This is a genomic window from Methylibium sp., from assembly GCF_031393925.1.
GTDB lineage: Bacteria > Pseudomonadota > Gammaproteobacteria > Burkholderiales > Burkholderiaceae_C > Methylibium.
On the sequence record NZ_JANMWL010000036.1, the window covers coordinates 1 to 13,666 of the forward strand.

Sequence of the window (13,666 nt, forward strand, 5' to 3'; positions counted from 1 at the left end):
GCTCGCTATGCGGCAGTGGCTGCCGGTGTTGAAGGCGCACCCGGCTTGACGCTCACATGCCGCGCGTCGAACGCCTGGCCCTTGGTCATCACCGCCCACCGGATGCGCGCGTTTTTGTTGGCCAGCGCCACGGCCAACCCGAGCGCTCGCGCAGGGCCGTGACCCACAGCGAGATCGGGTCGCTGCGTTTGTGCGCCGTCATCACCGCTGACTTGGCGCCCTGGATCAGCAGGCTGCGCAGGTAGGTGTCACCGCGTTTGGTGATGCCGCCCAGCTTGTTCTTGCCATCGCTGGAGTGCTGGCGCGGCACCAGGCCGATCCAGGCACCGAACTGTCGAGCGAACACCTCAATCAACCACGGCACCGGATGCCTCAGTCCACCGCAACTGACCGCGCTGCTTTGAGCGATATCATTTGCGCTGGTCCATCTCTAACTCCGTGGATGCCCAAGTCTCAGATCGCATCGTTGCTATCGCTTTTGCTCGTGCTTGTGAGCAACGTAGCCGCCCAAACAGCTACTCCATCCCGTTCGACCGCGGCCGCGGAGCCGGGAGTCTTGGAAAAGGTGGAGAAGGCGGTCGTACGTGGGGCGAAGGCGGCCGCAAGCGGCGTCGAACGTGGGGTGAAGGCCGCCGAACACGGCGCGAAGGTTGCTGCCAGTGGTGTCGAGCGCGGCGTCAAAGCTGCGGCGAGTGGAATCGAACGCGGAGCACAGGCTACTGACAACGCGGCACAGTCGGTGGCAAAGAAGGTAGGCACCCCTGCTAAAGCGGCATCGCAAGCGAGCAAATAGGCAATGCACATCCCGCTCTCCACGCACCGCAATCGAATAGAGACGCCTCTCTTTCGTTCCAGCGGACCGCCTTCGGCAGCCGGTGAAAAGCCAACAATTTGGGAGTGCAAGATGGTTGAGCTGAAGTACAAACCCGTTCCCCACGACCACAAGGCGTTTCTTGCCAAGGCTGGCGCGCGTAAGGGCTTCACTCAGGCATACGACGCCTTGGAACTCGAGTATCAAGTCGCCGGCCAAATGCTCAAGGCCCGTGCCCGCGCTGGCCTAACGCAAGACGCCGTCGCGGAACGCATGGGCACTACAAAGAGTGCCATTTCACGGCTCGAATCCGCCGGCAAGCACGCACCGTCGCTTGCAACGCTCAAACGTTATGCAAGTGCAGTCGGGTGCGAGCTTCAAGTAAAGCTCGTGCCGCACAAGGCAACGTGACGCCCAACTCGAACTACAAGGGCGTCCCCATCTGTCAAGCGGCATCGGGCCATCGGGCACTCAGCGCCGATGGGAATCCGAGCTTCGCTACTGTGCTCAAGGTTGCACGCGCGCTCGGGGTAAAGCTACACGCCGAGGCCGCATAAGCCGAGCGCGTCTGCGGCGATGGGGCCGAACCCTTCCATCGAGGGGACACCGGGCAACCGGAGCAACACCAACGAACGGAGATGCTTACATGGCAACGAATGACATCGACACTGCGATCGAACAGAGCCACGCGGCTCTAGCCGCAATTTTGAAAGGCGACCCCAGTGTTTACCAAGCGTTGTACTCTGATGCAGAGGACGTGACTCTGGGTAATCCCTTCGGCCCATATGCACTCGGCCAGCAGAAGGTTGCGGCAACATTAGCCGGCGCCGCCTCGCATTACCGCGATGGAGAGGTCACCGGTGTCGAACTCATAGCGAGGTATGCGTCCGACCATCTCGCGTGTATTGTCGAAGTAGAACGCGGGCGAGCCAGGGTCGGCGGTGGCGCAGAACTCGTCTCGGTAGCTGTCCGGGTCACCAGCGTATTTCGGTTAGAGCTCGGCACCTGGAAGCTCGTTCATCGGCACGCGGATCCGATTACGACACCACGCCCGGCAGCGTCCGTGATCAACGGATAGGGCCGGGCGCCGAGACGGCAGCGTGCAGCGCACTGCTGCGTCACAAATCAACGCCTCAACCGCGCACAAATCTCCAGCGCCAGCGCCGACTGGTTGAGCGTGTAGAAGTGGATAGCCGGCGCGCCGCCGGCAACCAGCCGCTCGCACAGCCGGGTGACCACGTCCAGGCCAAACGCGCGGATCGACGCCGTGTCGTCCATGTAGCCCTCCATCTTCAGCGCCACCCAGCGCGGTATTTCGATGCCGTCGCGCTGCCCGAACTGCGCGATGCGGGCGTAGTTGTGGAAGGGCATGATGCCCGGCACGATCGGCACGTCCACACCGAGCGCGCGCACTTCGTCCACGAAGTGAAAGTAGGCGTCGGGGTTGTAAAAAAACTGCGTGATCGCCGAGTCGGCGCCGGCCCGCACCTTGTTGGCAAAGTGCTGCAGGTCGCGCTTGGCATAGCGCTGCTGCGGGTGGTATTCAGGGTAGGCCGCGACCTCGATGTGCAGGTCAGCCCCTCGGGTCTCGCGCACGTAGGCGATCAGCTCGCTGGCGTAGCGGAACTCGCCCGCCGTCGCGGTGCCGCTCGGCAGGTCGCCGCGCAGCGCCACCATGCGTTTGATCTTGTGCTCGCGGTAGCTGGCCAGGATCTCGGCGATGTTGGCGCGCGTCGAGCCCACGCATGACAGGTGCGGCGCCGCCTCGAAACCCAGTGCGGCGATGTCCTGCACGATCGAGAGCGTGCGCTCGCGTGTGGAGCCGCCCGCGCCGTAGGTGACGCTGAAGTACTCGGGCGCGACCTTGCCCAGCTCTTGCACCACGGCCTTGAGCTTGTCGCCGCCGGCCTCGGTGTTGGGCGGATAGAACTCAAAACTCACCGGCAATGGCAGGCGTTTCGCGGACGGGGTCGAACTCATTTTTTGGGCTCCAGGGGCCGCTGCTCATGCACGGCCCAGATAAAGAATTCTCGGTTACCGTCACCCCCGGTGACGGCGCTTTCCAGCCAGGCGGTGACGCCAAGGCCAAGCCCAAGGCAGGCCTCGCGCAGCTTGCGCTCGACCTCGGCGTAGGCACTGGCGTGCTTGACCAGCCCGCCCTTGCCGATGTCTTGCGGCTGCAGCTCGAACTGCGGCTTGACGAGCGCGAGCAAGGCTCCGCCTTGGGCGAGCAGCGGCACCAGTGCCGGCAGCACGGTGGTGAGGGGAATGAAGCTCAGGTCGGCCACGAGCAGATCAAAGCCGCCTGCGGGCACCGGCGCCAGCGCGCCGAGCGCCTCGCGCGTGAGGCTGCGTGCGTTGACGCCCTCGACCGCGCTGACCTGCGCATGCGCGCGCAGCGAGGGGTGCAGTTGCCCGTGCCCCACGTCCACGCCCACCACGTGCGCCGCGCCGCTTGCCAGCAGCACTTCGGTGAAGCCGCCGGTGCCCTGGCCGACGTCGAGGCAGTGGGCGCCCTGCACGCTCAGGCCGGTGCGCGCCAGCGCCGCCTCGAGCTTGAGCCCGGCGCGCGAGACCCAGCGCAGCTCGGCGTCGTCGGTGATGCACAGCTCGCAGTCGCTGGCGAGTTCCTCGCCGCTCTTGCGCAGCGCCACCCAACCGGCGACGCCGCGCCGCTGCACGGCACCACGCTCGATGAGGCGCTGTGCGGCCGAGCGCGTGGGCGCCAGTCCGCGCGCGGCGAGCAGGACGTCGGCGCGGGTCATGGTCTACGGGGCGGCATCAGGGCGCCCTCACTCGAGAGCGCCGAGGTGGCGCTGCGCCGCCGCGCCGAGCTTCTTGTCGAAGGTGGCCAGCGGCGCCTTCAGTTCGGCAGCCAACCACAGATAGGCGGCGTCGTAGGCGGTGAGCTGGTAGCGCTGCGCCAGCGCCAACACTTCGGTCGGGTCGACCTCATGCAGCTCGATCGGCACCTGCAGATAGCGCGCGATGCCGTCGGCGGCGATGTCGCCGCGGCCCTGGCGCGCCTTCTTGACCGCCACGCTCACCATCTCGTAGTCGAGCAGGTCCGGGGCGTGCAGCGTGCGCCCGACGATGTGCTGCTCGGCAAGCGCCCGCTCGGGCTCCTGGAACAGGAGCGCACCCAGCAGGTTGCAGTCGGCGACGGTGGGCGGGTGGACGCGGTAGACCGCAGGCACTTCGGCGACGACCAGGGTCGGGCCGGGCGCGAGCGCTTTGACGGTGCCGGCGTGCGTGGCCTTGGCAGGGCGGGCGCGGGCCATCAGCGGCCGTCGCGCAGTTCGCGCACGATGTCGACCGAGCGCGGCGCGTCGGTCACGGGTTCGGGGTAGAGCGCACGCAACTCGGCAGCGATCTGCTCAATGCTTTTGCCCGCGCGCTTGCGAATGGGCTGGCCGCGCCGGTCGGCGCCCGTCACTCTGGCGCTTGCCGCGGCCGGCACCGGCGCGGCTCGAGTCGCGCCGACCGGCTCGCTGGCCGCCTGTTCGATGATGGCCATCAGCTCACCCTGCAGGGATCGGTGGTTGTGCTGTGCACGCAATCGCAGTCGCTCGGCCCAGGTTTCGGGCACGCCCTTGATGGAAAGATTGATGCCCATGGTTGACTCCAAAATGGTTTCGCACATCCATTTTGGCGCCACGATGGCTGCATGTCAACCACGGCACTTTCCACTTGACCGTGAGCGCATTGCGACTTTGCGGCTCGGTAGCGGGTTCAGTAGCGGTAGCTGTCGGCCTTGTAGGGCCCGGCCTTGGGCACACCGATGTAGGCGGCCTGCTCGTCGCTCAACTCGGTGAGCATCGCGCCCACTTTCTGCAGGTGCAGCCGCGCCACTTTTTCGTCCAGGTGCTTGGGCAGCACATAGACCTTGCCGGACTGGTACTCGCCGCTCTTGGTGAACAGCTCGATCTGCGCGATGGTCTGGTTGGCGAAGCTCGAACTCATCACGAAGCTCGGGTGGCCGGTGCCGCAGCCCAGGTTCACCAAACGCCCCTTGGCGAGCAGGATGATGCGTTTGCCGTCGGGGAAGATCACGTGGTCGACCTGCGGCTTGATCTCTTCCCACTGGCATTTCTCGAGCGCGGCGACGTCGATCTCGTTGTCGAAGTGGCCGATGTTGCAGACGATGGCCTGGTCTTTCATCGCCGCCATGTGCGCGTACGTCAGCACGTTCTTGTTGCCGGTGGCGGTGACGAAGATGTCGGCCTTGTCGGCGGCGTACTCCATCGTCACGACCTTGTAGCCTTCCATCGCCGCCTGCAGGGCATTGATGGGGTCGATCTCGGTCACCCACACCTGCGCGCTCAGGGCACGCAGCGCCTGCGCCGAGCCCTTGCCGACGTCGCCGTAGCCGGCCACGCAGGCGACCTTGCCGGCGATCATCACGTCGGTGGCGCGCTTGATCGCGTCGACCAGCGACTCGCGGCAGCCGTAGAGGTTGTCGAACTTGCTCTTGGTGACCGAGTCGTTGACGTTGATGGCGCGCAACAGCAGCTAACCCGTGGCGCTCATCTCGTTCAGGCGGTGGACGCCGGTGGTGGTCTCTTCGGTCACGCCGATGATCTGCGCGCTCTTGCGCGTGTACCAGGTCGCGTCCGTGGCGAGCTTGGCCTTGATGGCGGCGAAGAGGCAGGTCTCTTCCTCGCTGCTCGGCTTGGCGATCAGCGAGGCGTCCTTCTCGGCCCGCTGGCCCAGGTGCATCAGCAAGGTGGCGTCGCCACCGTCGTCGAGGATCATGTTCGGGCCTTCGGCGTCCGTGCCCTTGGCACCGAAGTCGAAGATGCGGTGCGTGTAGTCCCAGTAGTCGGTGAGGTTCTCGCCCTTGTAGGCGAACACCGGCGTGCCCTGAGCCACCAGTGCGGCTGCGGCATGGTCCTGGGTCGAGAAGATGTTGCACGAGGCCCAGCGCACCTGGGCGCCGAGCGCCTGCAGCGTCTCCACCAGCACGGCGGTCTGGATCGTCATGTGCAGCGAGCCGGTGACGCGCGCGCCCTTCAGCGGCTGGCTCTTGGCGAACTCGTGGCGGATGGCCATCAGGCCGGGCATCTCGGTCTCGGCGATTCTGATTTCCTTGCGGCCCCAGGCGGCGAGCGAGGGGTCGGCGATGGCGTGGTCGGCGGCTTGCACGGCGGCAGGCTGCGTTTGCGGTTTGAGAACGGCGCTCATGAATGTCTCCGGTTCAACGACGTGAACCGCAGGGCAAGGCGCAGAGCAGAGGGGTTTTTCACTCACCGCGCGCCGAAGAACCTGCGGGTGAGCGCCGTTACCTTGGGGAAGGTTTCCGAGCCTGGCCGTCGGCGTGGGGGACACGGCGGACGGTTGCAACGCTCCTCGGAAGCCGCGATTGTAGCCACGCTCGCCGTGCCCCGGCGCGTGCAGCGCACGCGCGCCCGGCGAGCGCCGGCAATCGCCGGTTCACCGATTTGTCCGCGGCGTTCGCCTGCGCCGGAGAGTCGGTTGAGCCCGATGAGCTGCCCTCGAGAGCGGCTGGCTGCCTGGTTGCCCCGTCGCCGGATCGGGCCTCGAGGCGCTATCGCTGCTTGACCAGTTCCGCCAGCAGGTCTGCGAACGGCCCGACGTCCTGGTTGACGCTGGCCGATTCGAGGGCGGCCATGTATCGGTCGCGCATTGCGAGCGGGACGACCGTCCACGGGTAGCCGCCCGACGCCAGCATCGCGTTCATCAGGAAGCGGCCCATGCGCCCGTTACCGTCGAAATACGGGTGAACGTAGACGAACAGGAAATGGCCGAGAGCTGCAACAGGGCTGGTTCGAGGGCGAGGTGGTTTTCTACGTCACCACCGATGTGTCGGACGCCCGGGTCGCCCAGGAGAAGCAGGCCAACTTCGCGCCGCGTCTGGCGGACGCCCTGCCGCGCGGTCCGCAGCGCCCCGGCCAGCCATCGTCCGTGGACAAGGTCTATGCCGTCACCAATTTCAAGCAGGCCAGCGTCTTCGCGTCGGCGCCCCAGCCGATGGGCCACCTGAACCGGGACAAGGCCTACAGCCCGCTGTGGCGCATGGTCACGGTGACCTGGGCCGCAGGATGCGAGCCGCGGACCTTGACCTCGGAAGAACAGGTCCTCGCCGCGGCCGAGGCGGGCTCGGTTCGGCTCGACAGCACGGACATGGTGCTGAATTGCCCGATCGTGCACCGGGGCGCCAAGGGCGGCCTGGAGGGCGTCTCGATCGTCGGTCAGGCGCGCTGATCATTGTGTCCAGCGCAAGCGGCCTGATGGAGAGGCGTGCCCGAAACCAGCCCTTGCATGTCACCCGGGGCATTTATTGACAGGTCCGTGATGGTTCGGTGACGACTCGCGGAGGCGACATCGCCAAGATCGGCTTTCACGGAGCCGACCACGACCATGCGCGCACTTCGACGAAGCCTTCTAGTTGCCCTCGCAGCCACGCTGTTGCCCGCATGGGCACAGGCCGCGGGACCGACAAACCTGGACGCGCGCGGCATTGCGATCCATGGCCACGACCCGGTGGCTTACTTCGTCGACGGCAGGCCGGTCGCCGGCCGGCCCGAGTACCGCGCCACGGTGGGCGCGACCACCTACTGGTTTGCCAGCGAGGCGAACCTGCAACTGTTCAAGGCCGACCCGTCGAAGTACGAGCCGCAGTACGGCGGCTACTGCGCATACGGCGTGGCCCAGGGCTACAAGCCCGACATCGACCCGACGGCATTCCGGATCGTCGGCGGCAAGCTGTACCTGAACCTCAGCCCTGCCGTGCAAAAGCGCTGGCAGGAGGACATCCCCGGCTTCATCACCCGTGCGAACCAGAACTGGACCTCCCTCAAAAGCCAGTGACGGTAAGCGTCCCGACACCACTGCCCGCCACCCACCCTTGCCACCACCGGAGACCCAGATGAACTCACTCGCCCTCGACCTGTCCCGCACCCTGGCCACCGCCGTCGTGACCGCCGCCGCCCTGGCCGGCTGCGCCGGTGGCGCCTGCCGCGCCCGCTGCAGCACGTCCGCCAGTGCCTGCAGCGGCAAGAAATGCGGCGCCTGCGCGGCCAAGAAATGCGGCATCTGCAGCGCGAAGAAGTGCGGTGCCTGCGGCGCCAAGAAGTAGGCCGCCGGCCGTTCGCGACGCCACCGAGCGATGCGATTGCCGCTGCGCCGCCTGAGCGACGCCAAACTGCTGCGCACGTACCACGCCGCGCGGACCAGCCTGGACAGCTTCCGCCGCGCGACGCAGCGGCATGGCTCGCTGATCCAGAGCTGGGTGGCCGGCGCGAGCGTCGTCGCACTCGACCACTACCCCGAAGGCGGCGTGGTGGACCGCCGCCGTGGCTCGCAATTCTTCTATCACAGCCACCGTGCCGGCGACGCCGAGCACGGCCACCTGCACTTGTTCTGGCACGCCACACGCGGTGGCCGGCGGCGTCGTCTGGGGCCACCGCCTGGGCCGGGCATCGAGGAGTGGAAACGCAGCGCGCCCAGCCATCTGATCGCCATCGGCCTCAATGCGCGCGGCCTGCCCGTCAGCCTCTTCAGCGTGAACCATTGGGTCACCGATGGCCACTGGTTCGACGCCGAGACCACGCTAGGGATGATTCGGCGCTTCGAAGTGAAAGAAGTCTCCGGCCACACCGACTCTTGTGCCTGGCTGACGGCCTTCGTGCGTCTTTACGAACCGGTGATCGCCCGCGTGCTGCATGCGCGTGATCGGCGCCTCGGGGCGCAACCGAGCCAGGAACGGGCGCTGAACGACCGACGCATCGAAGTCGTCAGCTCGGCGCGTCTGGACTGGATCGCCGACCTGAACCACATCGAGCGGGAACTGACGTCCCGCGGCCTTGCGCCCGCGACATGACCGACACTACCTACCCCGGATCCGGAGCCCGCCCGATGGCAGTAGCGATAGGCCATGCCACGCGCAGAATTCTCGTGATCGAGGACGAGCGCGACATCGCCGAACTGATCGCATTGCATCTGGCGGACCTGCCCGCCAGCGTGACCTTGGCCAACGACGGCCCGGGTGGCCTGCAACTCGCCCTGCAGCAAACCTGGGATGCCATCGTGCTCGACATTCGCCTGCCCGGCCTGAACGGTCTGGACTTGTGCCGCGAAGTGCGCGCGCAGGCCTCCCACGTGCCCATCCTGATGCTCACGGCGCGCAGCGGAGAGCTCGACCGCGTGCTCGGCCTCGAACTGGGCGCCGACGACTACCTGACCAAGCCGTTCAGCGTGCTGGAGCTGCAGGCGCGCGTGAAGGCCTTGTTGCGCCGCTCGGCCGTGACGGCCGCACGCACCGCCGAGGCCGCGGCGCAGAAGCTCTCGCACATCGAGCAGGGCCGCCTGAAGGTGGACCGGGTGCAGCGCCGCGCCTGGCTGGCCGGCGCCGAGATCGTGCTGACCCCGCGCGAGTTCGATCTGCTTTGGCACTTCGTTCAGCACCCGGGCCGCGTGTTCACCCGCACCGAGCTGCTGGCCGATGTCTGGGGGCATGGCCACGACGGCTACGACCACACCGTCAACAGCCACATCAACCGCCTTCGCAGCAAGCTGGGCGACGAACGCGAAGAGGCCGCCTTCATCCACACCGTGTGGGGCGTGGGCTATCGGTTCGAAGTGGCCGCATGAGTGCAGCGCATGAGAAAGCGGCCGGATCCTTGTGGCGCAGGCTGCACGTGCGCGCCGCGCTCGTGGCCGTGCCCCTGCTGCTGGGGCTGGGCGCGGCGATGTACTTCCTGCTGCAGCACTACAGCGCGCAGACCGCGCTCGAGGCCGGCCAGCGCATGAACCTTGGGCTGGCGCGCTACGTCGTCGACCATCAGCCCCCGGGCCTGATCGCCGCGGACGGCCAACCCGACCGCAGCCGCATGAAGGAGCTGGCCCTGCACGTGATGATGGTCAACCCGGCGGTGGAGGTGTACCTGCTGGACGCGAACGGACGCGTCCTCGCTCATGCACTGGAAGGCCTGCAGGGGTCTGACCCGGTGGGCGTACAGGTCGATCTGGCCCCGGTGCGGCGGCTGCTGTCCGCGACCAACGATGCCACCGTGCTGTTGCCGGTGCTGGGCACCGACCCGCGCAACGCCCAGCGCGCGAACACGTTCTCCGTGGCGGCGGTCGCCCAACCCGGTGGGGGCATGGGCTACCTGTACATCGTGCTCAACGGCAGCATGGCGCAGGGCGTCTCGGCCAGTCTGGCGAACTCCGATGCCTTGCGTGCCATGGCAGTCGGCGCGGCGCTGGCTGCACTGCTGGCGGCAGTCGTGCTGTGGCTGGCGTGGCAGCAGTTGACCCGGCCGCTGCGGCAGCTCACTGACGAGCTGAAGTCGTTCCGCGACGATGGTGATGCGCACCTGCGCAGCGATTCCGGCGACGAGATCGGCGTGCTGCGTCGTGCCGTTCATGCGATGCAACAGCGCATCGCGCAACAGTTCCAGCGGCTCGAAGACGCTGACCGGCAGCGCCGTGAACTGGTGAGCAACATCTCGCACGACCTGCGCACGCCCCTGTCCAGCATCCAGGGGTATGTCGAGACGGTGCTGGTTCGCGGCGAGGCCATCGACGCGCAGGCGCGCGCCACGCACCTGCGCACGGCGCTGCGCCATGTCGAGCTGCTGGGCAAGCGGATCGCCGATCTGTTCGAGTTGTCGAAGCTCGATGCCGGCCGGGTCGAGCCGAAGCAGGAAGTCTTCTGCCTGGCCGAGCTGCTGCAGGACGTGGTGCAGAACTACCGTCTCGCTGCCCAGCAGCGCGGCGTGTCGCTGAGCCTTGCCGCCGGCAGCCACATTCAGGCCAAGGTGCTTGCCGACATTGCGATGATCGAGCGCGTGCTGCAGAACCTGATCGACAACGCGCTGCGCTACACCGCATCGGGCGGCACCGTGGCGCTGGCCATCGAGAACCGCGGTGCCTTCATGCAGATCAGCGTGAGCGACACCGGCTGTGGCATTCAAACCGAGCACCTGCCCCACATCTTCGAACGCTACTGGCGCACCACCGACGCCGAGGAGTCGGGCGCATCCACGAGTTCGGGGCTGGGCCTGGCCATCGTCAAGCGCATCCTGGACCTGCATGGCAGCGTGGTGCGTGTGCATTCGGAGTTCATGCGTGGCACGCGCTTCGAGTTCCTGCTGCCTCAAGCGGCCTGAGCCGCACGGCGTGGCCTGCAGGCCGAAAAACGGCCCGGCCATCCCCACGCTTTCGGGTAGGGGCGCCGGGCCGGTCACTCACCTTGCGGTCAGTTCGCTGCCAGGCCGTTGGAGCCCGCGGGCAAGCCCGTCACGCTGCCTGTCGCCGTGAGCGCTCCGTCATGCGAGATGCTGAACGACGTGATGCTGTTGCTGCCCGCATTCAGCACGAACAGGCCGCGCCCATCGGCTGAAATGGCCGCATCGACCGGGCCGGCGCCGGACGTTGCCGCGATGCCCTGCGCCAACGTGAGCTTGCCGGACTTCTGCACGCTGTAGCTGCTGATCGTGCCGCTGCCCGTGTTCGTCACGTAGGCATGGCGGCCGTTGGGTGTCACCACCACCCAGCACGCCGCCGTCTGCGTCGTGCCGACGGTCGGGCTGATCAGCATCGGCTTGGCCGGCGCCCAGTCCTCGAACCCATAGGACGACACGGCACTGGCGTTGGCCGCCCCGCCGAAGGCTTCGGACACCAGCGCATGGCCGCGCCGGTCGAAGGCGAAACCGAACGGCGTGGCCCCGGCCGAGGCCGTCACCACCGGCGCATCGATGCGGCCGTCGCCGCGCACGCGGTAGCTGGCGAGCTTGTTGGTGGCCTTCTCGGTGACGAGCAGCACGTCGCCATCGGGGCTGAAGCCGACCTGGGCCGACCCGGTGCCGCTCGCCGCGGACAACGGCTGCGTGCTGCCCGACAAGGGCTGCAGCGTGCCGCCGGCATTGCGGAAGCCCGTGACGTTGCCCGCACCCTCGGCGTTGAGCACATAGACGATGCCCTCGTGTTCGGTCACGCTGATCGGCCGCTGGCCACCGGAATCCACGGTGGAGCGCAGCTCCAGGCCATTGCGACGGATCGCGAAGGTGGAGACGCTGTTGCTCAGCGCGTTGACGACAAACAGGAAGCGGCCGTTGCCGCTCAAGGTCACGGCCCCCTGGTTGCCCAGGCCGGTACCCGTGCCCTGGCCCTGGGTCGCCAACCGGGCCTGCAGGGTGAGCGCGCCGTCGCGCGGTGCCGCATAGACCAGCAGTTCGTTGCCGGCCACCGCGTTGGTGCTGGTGAAGACGCGGCCGGCACGGTCGTCGTCGTCATCGTCATGGCCATGCGCCGCCGGCAGGCTCAGGCCACCGAGGGCCAAGGCCAGGCCGAGAATCTTGAATGCATTGCGTCGGGTGTGTTTCATCGTGATGCTCCATTGGGCGATTTAGGCAGGTGACGCGCTGCGACTGCAACGCGCGATGGAGTCTTGGGTCACGCCTTCGTCGTGTCCTCACGGAACCATCACCGTTTTCTACGCGAATGGAGGTTTGCCCGACCAAAGGGCGGTCGCGATCCACTCGCAGCCGGTCGACGGTGGATGGACGGCCGCGATCAATTGCCCTGTAGCCGACGCTCACCAATGGCAGTTCCGGCCTTCCGCAGCTGGCGCGGCGCTATGAACATCGGCCTGAGTTCGAAGACGGTGTCGCTGATCGAGATGTCGGTGCAGGCCCGCTGGAACATCGTTCCGCGCCTGGTCGGCGTCCCCGGCGTGGCCAACGTGTCCGTCTAGGGCCATCGTGATCGACAGGTGCAGGTGCAGGTCGACCCAGCCAGGATGCAGGCCAGGGGCGTCAAGCTCGATCAGATCATCAAGACCGTCGGCGAGTCCGTCTGGGCCTCCCCGCTGACCTACCTGAACTCCTCGACACCGGGTGCCGGTGGCTTTATCGACACGCCGAACCAGCGCCTCGGCGTGCGCCACATCTCCCCTACGACGACGCCTGAAACTTTCGCCAAGGTGCCGGTCTTCGGCACGTCATTGGCGCTGAACGAGGTGGCAACGGTCGTCGAAGCCAACCAGCCGCTGATCGGTGATGCGCTGCTGAAAGAAGGCACCGGCCTGATGCTGGTGGTCGAAAAGTTTCCCGGCGCCAACACCACCCAAGTGACCGAAGGTGTCGAGAAGGCGTTGCGCGAGCTGAGCCCGGGCATGAAGGGCATCGAGGTCGACACCAAGATCTATCGGCCTGCAAGTTTCATCGAGCGCGCCACCGGCAATCTCAAGACCGGGGTCGTCGCCGCATTGGTGCTGGTGGTGCTGGGGCTCGGGGCGCTGCTCGGCAGCTGGCGGGCCGCGCTGGTTGCGGCCGTGGTCATCCCGTGTTCGTTGCTGGCCGCGGCCTGGGTCTTCACAGCGCGCGGTGGCAACATCGACATGATGATCATCGCCGGGCTGATGCTTGCGGTGGCCGTGATCGTCGACGACGCGATCCTCAGCGTCGACAACATCATGCGCAGGCTGCGCCAGGCCCGCGACGGGGGCAAAGGCCAGTCGTCGCTGACCATCATCACGCGTGCCGTGATCGAGGTGCGCGGCCCGATGCTCTATGCCACGGCGATCATCGTGCTGGCCGCGTTGCCGGTGCTGTTCATGCACGGGCTGTCGGCGCCCTTCTTCAAGCCCTTGTTCTGGTCGTTCATCGTCGCGGTGCTCGCGTCGCTGGCGGTCGCGCTCACCTTGACGCCGGCACTCAGTTTCTACCTGCTGGCCAACGCGCCGTTGCCCGAAAACGCCTCATCGAAACTGCTGCAGAAGCTTCAAGGTGCCTGCGGCAGGCTGATCGACGCGGCCATGCGCACGCCACTGGCCGCCCTGGCGCTGGCTACCGTCGGCGTGGTCGTCGGTGTGGTGATGTGGACGACGTC

At 67.0% G+C, this 13,666-nt stretch carries 16 protein-coding genes, 4 pseudogenes and 1 riboswitch; of the genes and pseudogenes, 12 read left to right on the forward strand and 8 right to left on the reverse strand.

The window, feature by feature from the left end; translation table 11 throughout:
- Positions 1–5: 5 nt before the first annotated feature.
- Positions 6–337 (reverse strand): annotated as a pseudogene (locus RMO12_RS02385) (transposase); the annotation flags it as partial.
- 219 nt (positions 338–556) lie between these two features.
- On the opposite strand from RMO12_RS02385, the gene RMO12_RS02390 reads away from it, so the two are divergent.
- The 4 genes and pseudogenes from RMO12_RS02390 (at position 557) to RMO12_RS02405 (ending at position 1,889) form a co-directional block, all read left to right on the forward strand.
- A complete protein-coding gene (locus RMO12_RS02390) occupies positions 557–793 on the forward strand; it encodes a hypothetical protein (protein ID WP_309638071.1) in 237 nt (78 codons plus the stop codon).
- A 111-nt stretch (positions 794–904) separates the two neighbouring features.
- Positions 905–1,222 carry a helix-turn-helix transcriptional regulator gene (locus RMO12_RS02395; RefSeq protein ID WP_309638072.1) on the forward strand — a complete coding sequence of 106 codons (318 nt, stop codon included), beginning with the start codon at positions 905–907 and terminating at the stop codon, positions 1,220–1,222.
- 50 nt (positions 1,223–1,272) lie between these two features.
- Positions 1,273–1,368 (forward strand): annotated as a pseudogene (locus tag RMO12_RS02400) (transcriptional regulator); the annotation flags it as partial.
- 89 nt (positions 1,369–1,457) lie between these two features.
- Positions 1,458–1,889: a nuclear transport factor 2 family protein gene (locus RMO12_RS02405; RefSeq protein ID WP_309638073.1), complete on the forward strand. Its 432-nt coding sequence runs from the start codon at positions 1,458–1,460 to the stop codon at positions 1,887–1,889.
- 47 nt (positions 1,890–1,936) lie between these two features.
- Here the strand turns inward: RMO12_RS02405 and metF are convergent, their stop codons facing one another.
- The 6 genes and pseudogenes from metF to RMO12_RS02435 all read right to left on the reverse strand — a co-directional run.
- Positions 1,937–2,791 carry a methylenetetrahydrofolate reductase [NAD(P)H] gene (metF, locus tag RMO12_RS02410; RefSeq protein WP_309638074.1) on the reverse strand — a complete coding sequence of 285 codons (855 nt, stop codon included), beginning with the start codon at positions 2,789–2,791 and terminating at the stop codon, positions 1,937–1,939.
- Entirely contained in the window at positions 2,788–3,576 is a 789-nt protein-coding gene (locus tag RMO12_RS02415) for a TlyA family RNA methyltransferase (protein WP_309638075.1), read from the reverse strand. The genes metF and RMO12_RS02415 overlap by 4 nt, the downstream gene beginning before the upstream one ends.
- A 27-nt stretch (positions 3,577–3,603) precedes the next feature.
- Positions 3,604–4,092: a type II toxin-antitoxin system VapC family toxin gene (locus tag RMO12_RS02420; RefSeq protein WP_309638076.1), complete on the reverse strand. Its 489-nt coding sequence runs from the start codon at positions 4,090–4,092 to the stop codon at positions 3,604–3,606.
- The gene (locus tag RMO12_RS02425; RefSeq protein ID WP_309638077.1) at positions 4,092–4,427 is read right to left on the reverse strand and encodes a FitA-like ribbon-helix-helix domain-containing protein; all 336 of its coding nucleotides are present in this window, start codon (positions 4,425–4,427) and stop codon (positions 4,092–4,094) included. Before RMO12_RS02425 ends, RMO12_RS02420 begins: the two co-directional genes overlap by 1 nt.
- Before the next feature lie 116 nt (positions 4,428–4,543).
- Positions 4,544–5,995, reverse strand: a pseudogene (gene ahcY, locus RMO12_RS02430) (adenosylhomocysteinase).
- Positions 5,996–6,077: 82 nt separating this feature from the next.
- Positions 6,078–6,168: riboswitch (S-adenosyl-L-homocysteine riboswitch) on the reverse strand.
- Between the two features lie 191 nt (positions 6,169–6,359).
- Positions 6,360–6,575, reverse strand: a pseudogene (locus tag RMO12_RS02435) (Fic family protein); the annotation flags it as partial.
- A gap of 35 nt (positions 6,576–6,610) precedes the next feature.
- Between RMO12_RS02435 and RMO12_RS02440 the strand changes: the two are divergent.
- From RMO12_RS02440 to RMO12_RS02465, 6 genes are all read left to right on the forward strand, one after another.
- Positions 6,611–7,036, forward strand: coding sequence for a hypothetical protein (locus RMO12_RS02440; RefSeq protein ID WP_309638078.1), 426 nt, complete (start codon positions 6,611–6,613; stop codon positions 7,034–7,036).
- Positions 7,037–7,192: 156 nt separating this feature from the next.
- Entirely contained in the window at positions 7,193–7,642 is a 450-nt protein-coding gene (locus tag RMO12_RS02445) for a YHS domain-containing (seleno)protein (protein WP_309638079.1), read from the forward strand.
- Positions 7,643–7,700: 58 nt separating this feature from the next.
- The gene (locus RMO12_RS02450; RefSeq protein WP_309638080.1) at positions 7,701–7,910 is read left to right on the forward strand and encodes a hypothetical protein; all 210 of its coding nucleotides are present in this window, start codon (positions 7,701–7,703) and stop codon (positions 7,908–7,910) included.
- A gap of 30 nt (positions 7,911–7,940) precedes the next feature.
- A complete protein-coding gene (locus RMO12_RS02455; RefSeq protein WP_309638081.1) occupies positions 7,941–8,654 on the forward strand; it encodes a DUF6969 family protein in 714 nt (237 codons plus the stop codon).
- A 35-nt stretch (positions 8,655–8,689) separates the two neighbouring features.
- Entirely contained in the window at positions 8,690–9,424 is a 735-nt protein-coding gene (locus RMO12_RS02460) for a response regulator transcription factor (protein WP_309638082.1), read from the forward strand.
- Positions 9,421–10,944 (forward strand): HAMP domain-containing sensor histidine kinase, encoded by a 1,524-nt coding sequence (locus RMO12_RS02465; protein ID WP_309638083.1) that lies wholly within the window; start codon positions 9,421–9,423, stop codon positions 10,942–10,944. Before RMO12_RS02460 ends, RMO12_RS02465 begins: the two co-directional genes overlap by 4 nt.
- Before the next feature lie 89 nt (positions 10,945–11,033).
- Here the strand turns inward: RMO12_RS02465 and RMO12_RS02470 are convergent, their stop codons facing one another.
- On the reverse strand, positions 11,034–12,161 hold the full coding sequence (locus tag RMO12_RS02470) for a beta-propeller fold lactonase family protein (RefSeq protein ID WP_309638084.1): 1,128 nt from the start codon (positions 12,159–12,161) through the stop codon (positions 11,034–11,036).
- A gap of 216 nt (positions 12,162–12,377) precedes the next feature.
- Between RMO12_RS02470 and RMO12_RS02475 the strand changes: the two genes are divergently transcribed.
- Both RMO12_RS02475 and RMO12_RS02480 read left to right on the forward strand, forming a co-directional pair.
- Complete coding sequence (locus RMO12_RS02475) at positions 12,378–12,530, forward strand: hypothetical protein (RefSeq protein ID WP_309638085.1); 153 nt, start codon at positions 12,378–12,380, stop codon at positions 12,528–12,530.
- A 24-nt stretch (positions 12,531–12,554) separates the two neighbouring features.
- Positions 12,555–13,666 (forward strand): efflux RND transporter permease subunit (locus tag RMO12_RS02480; protein ID WP_309638086.1); only part of this gene is annotated, 1,112 nt, incomplete at its 3' end.

What these genes read in the sequence shown, in the direction of transcription:
- RMO12_RS02415 (WP_309638075.1), bottom strand. Translation starts at nt 3,576, where the DNA reads ATGACCCGCGCCGACGTCCTGCTCGCCGCGCGCGGACTGGCGCCCACG.
- RMO12_RS02475 (WP_309638085.1), top strand. Translation starts at nt 12,378, where the DNA reads ATGGCAGTTCCGGCCTTCCGCAGCTGGCGCGGCGCTATGAACATCGGC.
- RMO12_RS02450 (WP_309638080.1), top strand. Translation starts at nt 7,701, where the DNA reads ATGAACTCACTCGCCCTCGACCTGTCCCGCACCCTGGCCACCGCCGTC.
- RMO12_RS02425 (WP_309638077.1), bottom strand. Translation starts at nt 4,427, where the DNA reads ATGGGCATCAATCTTTCCATCAAGGGCGTGCCCGAAACCTGGGCCGAG.
- RMO12_RS02420 (WP_309638076.1), bottom strand. Translation starts at nt 4,092, where the DNA reads ATGGCCCGCGCCCGCCCTGCCAAGGCCACGCACGCCGGCACCGTCAAA.
- RMO12_RS02470 (WP_309638084.1), bottom strand. Translation starts at nt 12,161, where the DNA reads ATGAAACACACCCGACGCAATGCATTCAAGATTCTCGGCCTGGCCTTG.
- RMO12_RS02460 (WP_309638082.1), top strand. Translation starts at nt 8,690, where the DNA reads ATGGCAGTAGCGATAGGCCATGCCACGCGCAGAATTCTCGTGATCGAG.
- RMO12_RS02455 (WP_309638081.1), top strand. Translation starts at nt 7,941, where the DNA reads ATGCGATTGCCGCTGCGCCGCCTGAGCGACGCCAAACTGCTGCGCACG.
- metF (WP_309638074.1), bottom strand. Translation starts at nt 2,791, where the DNA reads ATGAGTTCGACCCCGTCCGCGAAACGCCTGCCATTGCCGGTGAGTTTT.
- RMO12_RS02405 (WP_309638073.1), top strand. Translation starts at nt 1,458, where the DNA reads ATGGCAACGAATGACATCGACACTGCGATCGAACAGAGCCACGCGGCT.
- RMO12_RS02395 (WP_309638072.1), top strand. Translation starts at nt 905, where the DNA reads ATGGTTGAGCTGAAGTACAAACCCGTTCCCCACGACCACAAGGCGTTT.
- RMO12_RS02445 (WP_309638079.1), top strand. Translation starts at nt 7,193, where the DNA reads ATGCGCGCACTTCGACGAAGCCTTCTAGTTGCCCTCGCAGCCACGCTG.
- RMO12_RS02465 (WP_309638083.1), top strand. Translation starts at nt 9,421, where the DNA reads ATGAGTGCAGCGCATGAGAAAGCGGCCGGATCCTTGTGGCGCAGGCTG.